Genomic DNA, 14,974 nt, shown 5'->3' on the forward strand with positions numbered 1-14,974 from the left:
AAAAATTAACAAGGAGACATCAATGAAACGACGCGCCTATCTGAGCGTGCTGGCAGCCGCTGCTCTGACTGCGGCCAGCGGTGGAGTTTGGGCTGACAACTACCCCAGCAAGCCGGTAAAAATCATTGTGGGATTTCAAGCCGGTGGCCCCACCGATGTGGTTGCACGCCTGGTGGCCAAAGCCTTGCAAGATGAACTGAAAGGAGCATTCATTGTTGAGAATCGCCCTGGTGCGACCAGCAATATTGCGTCGGAAATGGTCGCCGCAGCGGCGCCGGATGGCTACACCCTGCTCCTGGCAGCAGCCCCGCTGGCCATGAACAAGTACATCTATCCCAAGCAGAAATTCGATCCGATCAAGAGCTTCACTCCCATCTCCAAGGTCTCTTCAGCGCCGGGCGTGTTTGCTGTCAGCCCGAAGCTGCCTGTCAAGAACTTCAAGGAGTTCCAGGCGCTGGCCAAGAAAAAGCCGGGTGAGCTGACCTATGGCACCACCGGTGCTGGCGGTACACAACATATGGCCACGCTGCGACTGGAGCAGCTGGCAGGCATACAGATGCTGCACGTGCCCTATTCCGGAGGCTCTGGTGCACTCAATGACCTGATTGCTGGTGTGATTGACTCTGCCTTCATGACATCCACAGGTGCCATGCCGAACCTGGAAGCAGGAAAGGTGCGTCCGCTGGCCGTGGCGGGTCCCGAGCGCCTGCCAGGCATTCCTGATGTCCCTACCTTCAAGGAAGTCGGTCTGCCAGACATGGTCTCCGACTCATGGAATGCCTTGCTGGCACCGGCTGGTACCCCGCAAGCCATCGTGGACAAACTCGCTGCAGTGATGGCCAAGGCCACACAAAGCGAAGAGTTCAAGAGAACCTTGATTCCTCAGGGTGCCGTTCTCATCGGCAACACTCCGGCGCAATTCAAAGCCGAGCTGGCTGCCGAAGTGACGCACTGGGGCGAGCAGTTCAAGAAATTCAATGTAGAGAAGTAAGACATGTTGACCACAAAGACATCCTCCACAGACGTGTGCCAGGCACTCTTGTATCCCAAGAGCATTGCATTGGTAGGAGCATCGGACGATGCCAAAAAGACCGGTGGCCGCCCGCAGCTTTTTCTGCGCCGCTCGGGTTTTCAGGGCACGGTTTATCCGATCAACCCACGTCGCGATCAGGTACAAGGCGAAAAAGCCTGGCCCAGCCTGTCTGCGCTGCCTGAAGTGCCGGAGCATGTCTTTGTGCTTTCCCCCACTGACTCCGTCGTCCCTACCGTTCAGGAATGCGCCAAGCTGGGCGTGAAGCTGGTCACCATTTTGGCCAGTGGTTTCTCTGAGTCCGGCCACGAAGGTATGGAGCGTGAAAACCAGTTGCGCGCCATTGCCAAGGAAAGCGGTATTCGCATTCTGGGTCCCAGCAGCCTGGGGGTAGTCAACCCCAACAATGGTCTGGTACTCACCGCCAATGCTGCTTTTGCCGAACCAGATGTACCCAAAGGCAAGGTGTTCGTTGCCTCGCACAGCGGCAGCATGATCGGCGCACTGGTCTCACGCGGCAAGGCCCGTGGCGTAGGCTTTGCAGGCCTGGTATCCGTGGGCAGCGAAGTGGACCTGAGCGTGGGCGAGATCTGCGCGGCAACCCTGGATGACCCCGCGATTGAAGGATATGTGTTGTTCCTGGAAAGCCTGCGCCACGGTGACCAGTTGCAAACTTTTGCCCGTGAAGCCGCCAAGCGTGGCAAGCCCGTGATTGCCTACAAGCTGGGCCGCTCCAGCGCTGCAGCCGAAATGGCAGCCACACACACGGGCGCTTTGGCCGGTGAGGATGACATCGCCGATGCCTTCTTGAAAGACCTGGGCATTGCACGCGTTGAAATGCTCGAAACCTTGTTCGAGATTTTCCCGCTGGCCCAAAAAATTCCAGCGCAGCAAAAGACGCCGCAGCGCGTGGCCGTGGTGACCACCACAGGTGGCGGCGCCGCCATGGTGGTTGACCAGCTGGGTGTGCGCGGCATCACCGTGCAGACGCCATCTGCTGAAACCATTGCCAAACTGCAGGCTGCAGACATTCCTGGCAACGCTGGCCGTGTGCTGGACCTGACCCTGGCAGGCACCAAGTACGAAGTCATGATGAAAGCGCTGGACATATTGCTCAACGCGCCGGAGTTCGACATGGTGATTGCCGTGGTGGGCTCTTCGGCCCGCTTCAACCCTGACCTGGCAGTCAAACCCATCATGGACAGCGCGGGCCACAGCAAGCCACTGGTCACCATGCTGGTGCCAGATGCGCCTCAGGCCCTGGCCCAGCTCACCCAGGCCAATATTCCCTGCTTCCGCACACCGGAAAGCTGCGCCGACGCGATTGCCTCGGTGTTTGCGCGCCGCGCCATTGCCGAGCCTGCCACCGTCAAGGGGCAGCCTGCCACCGCAACACGTGCCTTGAGCGAAGCCCAGGCCTATGCGCTGCTCGACACGCTGCAAGTGCCCCATGCACCTGCAGCCACCTTCGATCTGAGCACCGAACAACCTGGCGCATTACCTTTTGACTTTCCTGTCGTGGCCAAAGTATGCTCCGAGCACATTCCCCACAAGACCGAAGTCGGTGGCGTGGTGCTGGGCATTCAGAACCAGGAGGCACTGGCTGCGGCATTCGCCACCCTGCGCAGCAATCTGCAAGAGCGCGCCCCCGGTGTACCTTGTGATCAGGTGCTTGTGCAGCCCATGCGCAAGGGCTTGACGGAAGTGCTGGTGGGTTACCGCATTGACCCGGATGCGGGCCCCATCATCATGTTGGCAGCTGGCGGCATCTGGGCTGAAGTGATGCGTGACCGGAGCATTCGCCTGGCACCCGTAAGCGTGGAAACGGCCAAAGAGATGATTGCTGAAGTCAAGATGCTGCAGACCGTCGCAGGTCTGCGCGGTAAAGCCAAGGGAGACCTGGACGCTCTGGCCCACACCATTTCGCGCCTGTCACAGCTGGCGGTGCGGGGCGATCTGAACGTGGTCGAAGCCGAGGTGAACCCATTGATGGTGATGCCAGAAGGTGAAGGTGTGCTGGCAGTGGATGCCCTTGTGATGCAGCCTCTGTGAGTGCGTGCGCTTTGCCGACACCGCGTGCCCAAGTCCGTACAGCAGCCAATGCCGCAGAGCAATGGTTGCTGTCACAAGCCAGCGTGCCAACGTTGGCCACGCCCAGCAACATACGTTGGCTGAGCTGGGGCAACGGCACACCCGTGGTTTTGCTGCACGACTGGGGATGTGATTGGCGCGCCTGGCATGCGAGCATCGCGCACCTTGCCCGTTCCTGCCAAGTGCTGGTTGCCGAGCTTCCTGCGCAACACGCTGCACCCGCCGCGCAGCAGCAAAGTGCCAAAGACTGGGCGCAGTCCATTCAAAAAGACTTGCACGGCCTATTTGCCCAAACCCCTTTCAGCCTGGTGGCGCATGGCTGGGGTTGCCTGGTGGCAGGCTGGCTTGTGCCAGCCCTGCCCCAATTGTCTAGCCTGGTGCTGCTGGGTGACGGGGGACATGGCCGTAGCCCGCATTCAGCAGCACCACAGCCTGACCAAATAGCGGCATTGCTGCACCAGCAACTGAAGGATTTGCACAAGCCCATGCTCATGATCTGGGGAACAGCAGATGACCTCGCTGGCTCCAATCAAGCAGCCATCACACTGGCCATGGACCGTGAGGAGCGCGAGTGGATGGTGCTGCCCAATACGCATGCATCACTTCCACAAACGCGTAGCAAAGAAATCAACACCATGCTGACACGATGGCTGCTGTCACATTGCTGACGCTGGAAGCTGGCGAGTACGCCAGCCCCACCAACGCGCTCTCTAGAATCCAGTCATGAGTAAAAAGCTTCCGCCGCTGAACCCCCTGAAAGTCTTTGACGCGGTAGTTCGCACCCAGAACCTGACCAAAGCGGCGCAAGAGCTTCACATCAGTCAGTCTGCGGTCAGCAAGCAGCTCAATGTTTTGCAGACTTATCTGGGGGTGGAATTATTCCGGCGCGAGCGTCACGGCATCAGCCTGACACACTCGGGCCAGCGTTATGCAGAAGCCATCAATCCGGCCTTTGACCTGCTCAGCAAAGCCACTGAAGACCTGATGCGCTCGGGCTCGGACAGCACACTGCGCATCCAGACCTACACCACGTTTGCGGCGAAATGGCTGATTCCACGGCTGTCCGATTTCAACAGCAAACACCCTGACATCACAGTCAAGATCACCAATTCGGTCTCGTATGTGGACTTTGATCGCGACAACGTTGATCTGGCCATCCAGATTGGCAACGGAGCCTGGCCAAGGCAAGACAGCGACTTCCTGTTTGAAGATGTCATTGAACCTGTGTGCAGCCCCGATTTCCTCAGACAATACGCGCCTGATGCGCGCTACCCTCAGGCCTTGTTGCGCGTGCGCTTGCTGGTCTCCCATTTCCGCCCCCACGATTGGCGGACCTGGGCCAAGCTGTGCCGCTATGAGACCGAGATCGAGCCTACCGAGCAAATGCGCTTCAGCAGCTCCATCCTGACGTGGCAAGCCGCTGCAGACAGCCTGGGTGTGGCCATTGGCCAGACCACCTTGCTGGTCGATGACCTGAAAAAGCAAAAGCTGGTCGCGCCCTTCAACCTGCCCGTCAAGACCGGCCTCTCCTACTATCTGGTGCGCCCACAGCTACAGCGCCACTCCCGCAAGGTGGAAATCTTCCGCAGCTGGATTGCAGGGCAACTGGAACTCTTGAAAAACCCCAGCTGAAATGACAGCCTCCCAGCCCCAGCTACGCCTTGCGCTTGCCTACGTCTTCACCTTGTTGATTGCCTTTCTCGCTGCGCAAGCCTTCAGCCACCTCCACATCCCGCTGCCCTGGCTCACAGGACCGTTGCTGTGCATTGGCATTCTTTCGGTCATGAACGTACCCGTGGTCAGCGTGGTGATGGTTCGCAACCTCGCGCAATGGGCCATGGGCTCCGCATTGGGGCTGTACTTCACCCCGGAGATTCTGGGCATCATCTCGCAGCTGTGGTGGTGCGTGGCGCTGGCAGTCGTGTTTTCGATTGCGCTCGGGATATTCGGTGCACAGTTCATCACCTATTTCAACCGTAACAGCACAAGTTTTAGCAACCGCGAGCAACTACAGGCTACAGCCTATTTTTCGGGTGCTATCGGCGCTGCTTCGGAGATGACACTGCTGTCGGAGCGACAGCGGGCACGCACCGATTTGGTCGCGGCCAGCCACAGCTTGCGCCTGATGATTGTGACCTTGTGCATTCCTCTGGCCGTGAGCTTGCTGGATACCTCCAGCGCAGCAGCCTCCAGCCCGCTGGTCACCCAGCCACTGCAAGTCTTCCAGCCACAGGGCTTTGCCTTGTTTGCTGCCATCACCGCTTCTGGTGTGGCTGTGCTGCATTGTTTGAAATTTCCCAACCCCTGGTTTTTAGGCCCTTTCTTTGCCGCAGTGATACTGGCCGTGCTGGAGTGCAATCTCTCCGCCATGCCCCCTGGAGCCAGCCAAGCCGCGCAGCTCATCATTGGTGTCAGCCTGGGCGTGCGCTTCAGCCGGCAGTTCCTGAAAAGCGCACCTTTTTGGGCACTGAGCATTGCTTTACTGAGCTTGTGTCTGATTGCCATCAGCGCAGGCTTTGCGTGGGTGCTGAGCCAGTTGGTGGATGTGGACTTTGCCTCACTGCTACTGGCCACAGCGCCCGGAGGTATCGTGGAAATGTCCATCACTGCCAAGATATTTGCCCTGTCCGTGCCAGTGGTCACGGCATTCCAGGTCACCCGGTTGATCGCCGTTTTATTGCTGACCAACCTGGTGTATCGCTGCGTCTATCAACCACGAGCCCAAGAGTCAGCCAAGAGAGCCTGAGCATCCCCTGCATGGGTAGTAAAAAGGCTATAGCTGCCGTTTTCAGGCCAGCGCTGCCTCAGAGAACTTTTGCAATTGCGCCCAATGCTCAAAGGCCAGCACACGTGGATAGTGTTGAGCAGATAAACCGCCATAGCCTGCTGTGTGCCACGCAAAGTGCACGCTGGCAGCCTGAGCACATTGGGCATCGGTCTCCGTATCGCCCACATAAAGGCAGTGCTCAGGGGCCACGCCCAGTGCATGCAACACGCCGTGCAATGGCACTGGCGAGGGCTTGCTGATGCCAAAGGTGTCGGCGCCGCAGATGAAAGCCATATGCTCAAACAGGCCCAGCTTGGTCAAGGTCAGGCGTGCGCTGCGCTCGCTGGAGTTGGTACAGACTCCCATCTTCAAGCCCTGACGGGCGAGGGCGTCAATGGCATTGCGCACGCCGTCATAGAGATGGGCCGTTGGGCTTTGCATTGCCGCGTACAAAGAAACAAAGCGTGCCAGCGCTGCGTTCCACTGCGCAGGTTCAACCCAGCCCATATCTTTGCAGGCCGCACGCATGATGCCTTCCATGGTGCCATGCAGGACTTTGGGCGCGTAGTTTTGCGGCAACTCTCCAATCCCTTGCTCACGAAAGGTGCGCCGCACGCCTTCCATCAAATCTGCAGCACTGTGCACCAGGGTTCCATCCAAATCAAACACCAGGGCTTGAAGCGCAGTTCCCGCTCCGGAAGTGAACACACCATGGGCAGCGGCAGAGGAAGGCACGATTGACACGTTTTACTTTCAAAAATCTTGGGTTGAGAACAAAGCGCCCCTCGCAAAGCGGTGCTCAGGGCTTTCCATGCAGTACTTGAAGAAGTCCCGAGAATGCACCAGCGACTATCGCCGATCAAAACCAGGTTGCAGCGTTCACCACAGGCTGCTGATGATTGCTGAGAGTTGCTGGAAATCAGTCGATCAGCTTGCCCTGCGCATCCCAGAACGGATAAGGCCCTGCACTTTCCACCGTAGTCACGGTGTGGCTGACGATTTGCTGCTGGCTGTTCATCGCGTGCAGTACGAAAGCAGCTGGCTCAAGGTTCCACGCTGATTGCGCCACTTTGCCCAGTTCAAAATGCAGCTGGTGAGCAACCGAGGGAGCCGTCATGGCGACAGTGCCAGCAAAACCGCATTGAATGCTGCGGTGCAGATGACCACAAACAATGCGCTGGACATTACCTGCAGCACGCACGATCTCAGCCAGAGCCTCACGGCCTTGCAACAGACCAAAAGCATCCATGGGCCCGAACATGGTTTCAAATGGCGGGTGGTGCATGGCAATCACGGTCGGCGTCTGCGCATCTTGCGCCAAGGTATCAGCCAGCCACTGCAAACGCAATGCACACAGACAGCCATAGTGCTCGCCAGGCACCGTGGTATCCAGGACCACCAGACGCATGCCCCCCACATACACGGCGTACTGCACAAAGTCACCCGGCCCTGCATGCAGATGCGCCATCTGCGGAAACTGTGCGCGTAAGGCCGTCGCCTGATCGTGGTTGCCCATCACCAAGTACACGGGCATTTGCGCCATCAAAGGCTGCAGCAGTTGCTCCAGATGGGCATATTCTGCTGCGCCACCAAAGTCGGTGAGGTCTCCAGTCATGACCGCGGCTGCTGGCAATGCGGGCAAGGACAACACCTTGTCGACCGCGCGTTGGGTATACACCGAGGTGTCAATGCGTTTGTAGGTCAGCACACCCGGAGCACGGATGTGCAAGTCACTCAGTTGCACGAGCATATCTGTCACTTCTTTCAGGTCAGGCCGGGCGCTGGCGCCCATTGGTGGTATTGGCTGCATCACACATGCAAGGGCATCCAGCGATGCGGCGCGATGAACACACCAATCGCATCACCCACTTGCGCACGATGGTCACGTGCAACATCCACCAGCCACGGTGTGCCATGCGCAGCCAGCTGCACCGTCAGCTGCACACGATCTCCCAGGAACAGACGACGCTGCACCATGGCCAGTGCAGCCTGGTTCTCCCCGGGGGCACAGACTTCGATGTCTTCTGGTCGCACCAAGAGCGTGTCAACTCCCTGACACGCTGGCGGGCATGTCCACGCCACATCACCCAGCTGCAACGTGTTGCCGCGTGCTTGCTCGGGCGTGCGCTGCACATGATTGACACGGCCTAGAAACGAGGCCACAAAAGGATGCTGTGGCGTGCGATACAGCGTTTCGCCATCGCCCACCTGCAGGATGCGCCCTGACTGCATGATGGCCATGCGGTCTGCAATGGCCAGTGCTTCTTGCTGGTCGTGGGTCACGTGCACGGCGGTGATCTGCAACTGCCGCAGCATCTGCGCCAGCTCATCGCGCAGCGACTCCTTGAGCTTGGCATCCAGTGCGGTCAGCGGTTCATCCAGAAGCAGCACACGTGGCTGGCACGCCACTGCACGGGCCAGTGCCACACGCTGCCGCTGTCCGCCAGAGAGTTCCGAGGGACGACGCTTTTCCAGCCCATTGAGCCTTACCAGATCAATCAGATCATTGACCTTGGCACGCAGCTGTGCCTCGGGAACATTGCGAATTTTCAGTCCGTAAGCAATATTGCTGTAGACGGACATTTGCGGAAACAGCGCATAGTGCTGAAACATCATCCCCACCTGGCGCCGCTCAATAGGCAAATGTGTCACCTCTTGCGTGTCAAAGCCCAGATAGCTTCCGGCATCCGGCGTTTCCAGCCCCGCAATAATGCGCAGCAACGTCGTCTTGCCACAGCCCGACGGACCAAGCAGCGCCAGCACTTCCCCAGGTTCGATGTGCAAATTGGTGGCTTGCAGCCCCTTGGTGCCATCAGGATAGGTTTTGGCACAGTTGCGAATTTCGATACTGGTCTTGTTGTTATTGGCCATAGTGTTTCTCAATCATTTTCTGGGCCATCTGAAAGCCCCACAGCACCGGCAGAATCACCAATAGAAAGATGATGGTGTAGGCAGAACCGATCTCGATACGCATGGAGGCATAGGTGTCTGCCAAGCCCACAGGCAAGGTGCGCGTCATCGGCGTGTGCAGCATCCAGGTGAGATTGAACTCACCCACAGAAAGCGTGAATACCATCAGTGCAGCAGCAATGATGGAAGGCAGCACAGCTGGCACCAGCACACCCAAGAACCGTTGCATGAAGGACGCTCCCAGTGAACGCGCGGCCTCTTCCAGGGCAAGCAGCTCACTGCGACGAAACGCTGCAGCCACAATCCGCACCAGAAATGGCAGCGTAAAAACCACGTGCCCTACCAGAATGAATCCATAGCTTTGGCGGAAGACGGTGATGCTGCCGTAGGCCAGAATCAGCGCCAACGCACTGGCCAGACCCGGAATCGCCACCGGCAGCGTCAGAACCTCTTCAAACTGACGCGCCCATCCAGAGCGGCTGCGTGCAAGCGCATATGCACATGGCACACCCAGCAGCAAACACAGCAACACGCACAGCAGGGCCAAAACCACTGAGTTCACGACGGTATTGCCATAGTTCAGCCACACCTCTCGCACCCACTTGGTGGTCAACCCACTGGATATGCCCTGTACATAGTCCCCCATCAAACCGACATAGACCGAGACAGCGATGGGAGTCACGATGAACAATGCCACCAATGCGATCAGCAGCATTTGCAAAAGAGAGAGTTTTTGGTGTCCGCGCATCTCACACCCCTCCTGCTGCAGGGCCCGCCAGCTTGCGCGCGCCCCAAAGCACCACCCACGTCACCAGACCTAAAGTGATGGACAGCGATGCAGCCAGCGCAAAGTTGGCGTAGTTGGTGAATTCGTTGTAGATGGTGATGGGCAGCACCTCAAAATTGCTTGACAAGGTGAACGCCGTGCCAAAAGCTCCCACCGCAGTGGCAAACACAATGCCACCTGTGGCCATCGTGGTTGGCATCAACTGGGGCCACCACACATCGCGCACCACCTGCCAACGCGAGGCCCCCAAAGATCTGGCCGCTTCTTCCAGGTGCGCATCCATGGATTCCGCTGAAGCCGTATAGGAGGCAATGGCGCGTGGCAAGGAAAAGTACAGATAACCCAAGAACAGCCCCAAAAAGCCGTAGGCAAATATCACCGGCTCTGCGCCAAGCTGCTGACTCAGCCAGGCCAGCATACCTTGTCTTCCACCCATCAAGATGATGTAAAAGCCAATAATCACGCCCGCAAAAGACAGCGGCAGTGTCAGCAGGGACATGAGCAGTGATTTGCCCACGAATTGCGCACGTGCCAGTGCCACGCCCGTCAAAGCACCCAAGACCAGGGTCGCCGCCGTCACCACCAATGAAAGCAAGACCGTGTGCCACAGCACTTGCAGATACACCGGGTCAGTGAAAGAGACGAAGTAGGTGCTCATGCCCTGCTGTGCTGGCAGCAGCAACAACGTCACAGCAGGGATGACCCAGAATGCGACGAAGAAAGCCACTGCCGGCGCACTGCAGGCAAGCAAAACAAACCGAGAAGATGTCATGCAACAACCTGAGAGACATCCAGTCAGCGCACTTCGCGCTGGTAGCGACGTGAGAAATCCTGCTGCACCGCTGCCATCTTTTGGTAGTTCACCGCTTTGACACGCTGGTACTCGGTAGCAGGCAGGAATTGGCTTGCAATCTCTTTGGGTACATCCACATTGCGCACTGGTCGCAAGTACGCACCCGCCCACATGGATTGCCCCTTGTCAGACATGATGTAGTCCAGCACCTTTTTGCCGTTGTCCGGGTTCGGGCTGTTTTTCACAAGACTCACTACATACGGCATGGCGACAGTGCCTTCCTTGGGAATCACAAACTCCACATCACCCTTGTCTTTGTATTTGGCACGGTAGGCGCTGAAGTCATAGTCCAGCAAAATGCCAAACTCACCAGACAGCAAACGTGCATACGAGGTGACCTTGGGAACAATCGGCTGATTAGCCTTCAACTGCTTGAAGAAGTTGATGGCCGGATCAAAGTTGTCAAAACTGCCACCCAGAGCCTCATTCACTGCCACGGCCCCCACATATCCAACAAATGCCGAGGTAGGATCCAAGTAAGCAATCAAGCCCTTGTATTCAGGCTTGAGCAAATCGGACCAAGACTGTGGAACAGGCTTTCCATTGAGCGCCTTGGTATTGACCATGAAGCCCAAGGTACCAGAGTGCGTGGCAAACCATTCGCCATTCTCTGCCTTGAGGTCTACCGGGATTTCATCCCAATGTGCTGGCTTATAACCGGTAACCACACCTTCTTTTTGAGCCTGAATAGCAAATGTCACCCCCCAATAGGCGAAATCAGCAACAGGACTGGATTTCTCTGCCACCAACTGCGCCAAGGATTGACCCGAGTTTTTATTATCTGGCGGAACAGTTATACCTATATCTGCCTTGATATTTTTAATCTGTGTACCCCAATCCGCCCACTCCACCGGGCAGTTGTAGCAAACAGCATTCTGTGCCATGGCTTGGCCCAGCGTACAGGACATAAGTACTGCGGCTGCTAAAGATTTGATTTTTGTGTGAAACATTGAATAACTCTCAAACGTTTAAAACATATGCAAGATATGAATCAAGGGTTTCCCCCAGGAACATCTGAGTGTAGAAATCAAATATTTCGTAATGATTTCATTTTCAAGACAGATTGATGAAACCCTCTGCCTCAAAGAATATCAAACCATTGAAAGCAAACACTCACAAACAATTTGTTTTGAAATTTATTAATAAGAGGAATATTAATATTCCATATATTATTCAACTACTTTCCATTTTTCTTTTTTCTCCATATCTGAAAAGACTGTGCACTGGCCAGGCTTGCCAGAGCACAAGCATCAATGCCTTGAGCAATTGCCTTCAGCAGCCTGGTAGCCAGCACTGGCTCAGCAGTTCAGCCAATCAAAACCGCTTCTGGATGGATCACTCCAGGCAAAATCCATAGTGCATAGTGGTGTCCAGTAAGGTCTCTTGCCACCGGAGCATGCGCAACATGCTGGTGGCACAGCCGCAGTTGAAGTTTTGTCGCACAAGAACGATAAACTGCCCTGAGCCATTGAGGTAATGGTATCTGGCCGGGACCGATGTGTAGTCGGCCTAAGATGCTATCGATCTACATCCCCTGACAAAGACTCAGGGAACTTATGCTTTAGCACTCCATCACATAGAGTGCTAATATGAAGCATTGGATGAAAGGATGATTGCAATGACAACCCAAACCGGCACCCTTGCTGCTTCGGCCTTGGCACCCGCAAATCCTTGGGCCTTGGTGCCGCCGCTTGGCAATTTGGACGCTTACATCACAGCGGTCAATCGTCTGCCCATGCTCACCCAGGAGGAAGAGCAGGACTACGCTCGCAAACTCAAAGAACACAACGATCTTGACGCCGCTGGGCGTTTGATCATGTCTCACCTGCGCCTGGTGGTTTCCATCTCGCGCCAGTATTTGGGCTATGGTCTGCCACACGGCGACCTGATTCAGGAAGGCAATGTGGGTCTGATGAAGGCTGTCAAACGCTTTGACCCGGCACAGAATGTGCGCCTGGTCAGCTACGCCATGCACTGGATCAAGGCAGAGATTCACGAATACATTCTGAAGAACTGGCGCATGGTGAAAGTGGCCACCACCAAGGCCCAGCGCAAACTGTTCTTCAACCTGCGCTCACTCAAGCAAGGCATGCAGGCCGATGCTGCGATGGACGATGAACTGGCTCTGCGCGAGACGCTGACCGCCCAGCAAATCGATGCCATGGCCGCCAAACTCAACGTCAAGCCCGAAGAAGTCATGGAGATGGAAACGCGCTTGTCCGGTGGTGATGTGTTGCTGGACCCCAGCCCTAATGATGACGGTGAGCACGCTTTTGGCCCCATCGCCTATCTGTCGGATGCCTCGCACGAGCCCACCAGCATGATCGAAAGCCAGCAGCGTGATGTCTTGGCTACCGATGGCATTGCCCAGGCCCTTGAGATGCTGGATGAGCGTAGCCGCCGCATCGTGGAAGAGCGCTGGCTCAAGGTGAACGACGATGGATCTGGTGGCATGACGCTGCATGAGCTGGCCGCAGAATATGGTGTGAGCGCAGAGCGCATTCGTCAGATTGAAGTGGCAGCCATGAAAAAGATGAAAAAAGCGTTGATTGAGTTCGCATAAGAACGTTCCTGCATGGTCTGGTATAAAAATGCCAGATTTATGTCCAAGCAAGCCCGGATAATTTCTGGGCTTTCTTTTTTCCTGCGGCTAATAAAAAAATCTCGCAGTTTTTCTGCATAGAAATCATGACTTACCTCCCATCCATTGCCCGTCGCACGATGTTGGCTGCCACCACAGCCTTGGTTGCCACAGCTGCTACCACTTCTGTGTTCGCCGCCTCGACAGCGGCCAACTGGCCCACCAAGCCAGTCCGCATCGTGGTGGGCTTTCCCGGAGGCTCCTCCCCAGATCTGACTGCACGCACTTTTTCCGAGCCGTTGTCCAAGCTGCTGGGACAGCCCGTGATTGTGGAAAACAAAGCAGGTGCTGGTGGCAACATTGGCGCAGCTGAAGTGGCACGAGCCAAGGATGATCACACCATTGGCTTGATGATCAACGGCAATATGACGATTGCCAAAATCCTCAACCCTGCAGCGCCTTACGACCCGCTCAAGGATCTGGCTCCGCTGACCCTGGTGGGCGTATCGCCTCTGGTACTGACTGCCCCAATTGAGCAAGCCGGTGTTCCCAAGGATGCCGGCAGCAAGGCATTCTTTGCGGCCGCCAAGGCTGCAGGTGACAAGTGGAGCTATGGCACGCCCGGAATAGGCACCATTGGCCACCTGGGCACCGAGTTGCTGAAGGCGCGCAGCGGCATCAACCCCGTGCATATACCCTACAACAGCTACCCTCAGGTAGCCATGGCGATGGGCAGCGGCCAATTGCAGATGGCCATGCTGCCCCCTGCCCTTGCCTTGTCTCAGGCACAAACGGGCAAGATTCGCCTCATCGGCGTGACTTCCAATGGCCGCAGCCCATTGGCCCCCAATGTGCCGAGCATGGCCGAACTTGGCATCAATCTGGACCTGCAAATGTGGAATGCTTTTGCAGCCCCCATGGGCATGCCAGAGGCTATCCAAGCCAAGTTGGCTAATATGTTGGTTGAAATTGCACGCACCCCCGAAGTGCGCGAAAAACTTTTCCAGCAAGGCTGGCAAATGGTTGGCACCTCTGCCCAAGGCTTGTCCAACCGCATTCAGAAAGATACGCAGGAGCTGAGCCGCCTGATCAAAGAGCAGAAAATCAGCAACCAGTAAGACCCAAACTGGCACAGCAAAAAGCCACCGTAATAGGTGGCTTTTCTATTTCTGCCTTTCCTGCGCGCCGAGCACATCAGATCAGATCATCTCAACAGAAATGGAGATACCGGGGCACTGCTGCTCCTCAGGTATATGCACTGCGCATGGCACGTTATGCCGCAGCAGCCTCGTCCAGCAGCGACTTCGCATCCTTGGCCAGTGCTTGCGCACCCTGACCATAGCGGTGGTACACGCGCAGCTGCCCTTTGGGGTCGTAGACATACATGCCTGCGGAGTGGTCCAGGGTGTAACTGCCGGGCTGCTTGCCTTCAACCTTTTTGTAAAACACTTTGAAGTCCTTGGCGACAGCTGCAATTTGCTCGGGCGTACCGGTCAGCGCCACCATGTCCGGGTCAAAAGCTTGCGCGTAAGCTTGCAGAACTTCAGGGGTATCGCGCTCGGGATCCAGCGATACAAACACGCCCTGCACACGATCTCCCTGCGCGCCCAGCAGCGTTTTCACTTCCACCAGTTCTTGCAAGGTGGTAGGGCATACATCAGGGCACTGGGTATAGCCAAAAAAGATCACAACCACTTTGCCTGCAAACTCGTGTACCGAGCGCAGCTTGCCCTGCGCATCCGGCAGGGGAAAGTCCTTTCCGTAAAGGGCTCCCGTGATGTCTACACCTTCAAAGCTGATTTTTTGAGGTTTGCAGCCCATCAACAGGGAAGCTGCAGTCATGGTCGTTGCACCCAGCATCAAGGTATGCAAAGCGTGTCTTCTGTGCATGGCAATCTCACTCCGTCAATCCCCTAACCATAACCGCAAAGCCAAATACCTCCATAAATTCCGGA

At 56.6% G+C, this 14,974-nt stretch carries 14 protein-coding genes; 7 read left to right on the forward strand and 7 right to left on the reverse strand.

Annotated elements, in window-relative coordinates:
- Positions 1-22: 22 nt before the first annotated feature.
- Genes QEP11_RS11995 through QEP11_RS12015 form a run of 5 tightly spaced genes read left to right on the forward strand, consistent with a single transcriptional unit; the run spans position 23 to position 5,867 of the window.
- Entirely contained in the window at positions 23-991 is a 969-nt protein-coding gene (locus QEP11_RS11995; protein ID WP_284336874.1) for a Bug family tripartite tricarboxylate transporter substrate binding protein, read from the forward strand.
- Between the two features lie 3 nt (positions 992-994).
- The gene (locus tag QEP11_RS12000; protein ID WP_284336875.1) at positions 995-3,082 is read left to right on the forward strand and encodes an acetate--CoA ligase family protein; all 2,088 of its coding nucleotides are present in this window, start codon (positions 995-997) and stop codon (positions 3,080-3,082) included.
- On the forward strand, positions 3,079-3,789 hold the full coding sequence (locus tag QEP11_RS12005; protein ID WP_284336876.1) for an alpha/beta fold hydrolase: 711 nt from the start codon (positions 3,079-3,081) through the stop codon (positions 3,787-3,789). The genes QEP11_RS12000 and QEP11_RS12005 overlap by 4 nt, the downstream gene beginning before the upstream one ends.
- A gap of 55 nt (positions 3,790-3,844) precedes the next feature.
- Positions 3,845-4,753, forward strand: a complete 909-nt coding sequence (locus tag QEP11_RS12010) for a LysR substrate-binding domain-containing protein (protein WP_284336877.1) — start codon at positions 3,845-3,847, stop codon at positions 4,751-4,753.
- A 1-nt stretch (position 4,754) separates the two neighbouring features.
- On the forward strand, positions 4,755-5,867 hold the full coding sequence (locus QEP11_RS12015) for an AbrB family transcriptional regulator (protein ID WP_284336878.1): 1,113 nt from the start codon (positions 4,755-4,757) through the stop codon (positions 5,865-5,867).
- Between the two features lie 42 nt (positions 5,868-5,909).
- Here QEP11_RS12015 and QEP11_RS12020 read toward each other — a convergent pair whose 3' ends face one another.
- From QEP11_RS12020 to QEP11_RS12045, 6 genes are all read right to left on the reverse strand, one after another.
- A complete protein-coding gene (locus QEP11_RS12020) occupies positions 5,910-6,623 on the reverse strand; it encodes an HAD family hydrolase (RefSeq protein ID WP_284336879.1) in 714 nt (237 codons plus the stop codon).
- A 184-nt stretch (positions 6,624-6,807) separates the two neighbouring features.
- A complete protein-coding gene (locus QEP11_RS12025; RefSeq protein ID WP_284336880.1) occupies positions 6,808-7,638 on the reverse strand; it encodes a phosphodiesterase in 831 nt (276 codons plus the stop codon).
- A 59-nt stretch (positions 7,639-7,697) separates the two neighbouring features.
- The gene (locus tag QEP11_RS12030) at positions 7,698-8,759 is read right to left on the reverse strand and encodes an ABC transporter ATP-binding protein (protein WP_284336881.1); all 1,062 of its coding nucleotides are present in this window, start codon (positions 8,757-8,759) and stop codon (positions 7,698-7,700) included.
- Entirely contained in the window at positions 8,749-9,546 is a 798-nt protein-coding gene (locus QEP11_RS12035) for an ABC transporter permease (protein ID WP_284336882.1), read from the reverse strand. The genes QEP11_RS12030 and QEP11_RS12035 overlap by 11 nt, the downstream gene beginning before the upstream one ends.
- Before the next feature lies 1 nt (position 9,547).
- Entirely contained in the window at positions 9,548-10,357 is an 810-nt protein-coding gene (locus tag QEP11_RS12040; protein WP_284336883.1) for an ABC transporter permease, read from the reverse strand.
- Positions 10,358-10,380: 23 nt separating this feature from the next.
- Positions 10,381-11,388, reverse strand: coding sequence for an ABC transporter substrate-binding protein (locus QEP11_RS12045; RefSeq protein WP_413788721.1), 1,008 nt, complete (start codon positions 11,386-11,388; stop codon positions 10,381-10,383).
- 668 nt (positions 11,389-12,056) lie between these two features.
- On the opposite strand from QEP11_RS12045, the gene rpoH reads away from it, so the two are divergent.
- Both rpoH and QEP11_RS12055 read left to right on the forward strand, forming a co-directional pair.
- Positions 12,057-13,001 (forward strand): RNA polymerase sigma factor RpoH, encoded by a 945-nt coding sequence (gene rpoH, locus QEP11_RS12050; RefSeq protein WP_284336885.1) that lies wholly within the window; start codon positions 12,057-12,059, stop codon positions 12,999-13,001.
- A gap of 125 nt (positions 13,002-13,126) precedes the next feature.
- Positions 13,127-14,137, forward strand: coding sequence for a Bug family tripartite tricarboxylate transporter substrate binding protein (locus QEP11_RS12055; RefSeq protein ID WP_284336886.1), 1,011 nt, complete (start codon positions 13,127-13,129; stop codon positions 14,135-14,137).
- 154 nt (positions 14,138-14,291) lie between these two features.
- On the opposite strand, the gene QEP11_RS12060 is transcribed toward QEP11_RS12055, so the two are convergent.
- Positions 14,292-14,909 (reverse strand): SCO family protein, encoded by a 618-nt coding sequence (locus QEP11_RS12060; protein ID WP_284336887.1) that lies wholly within the window; start codon positions 14,907-14,909, stop codon positions 14,292-14,294.
- Between the last annotated feature and the right edge of the window lie 65 nt (positions 14,910-14,974).

The organism is Comamonas halotolerans (assembly GCF_030162935.1).
Taxonomy (GTDB): domain Bacteria; phylum Pseudomonadota; class Gammaproteobacteria; order Burkholderiales; family Burkholderiaceae_C; genus Comamonas; species Comamonas halotolerans.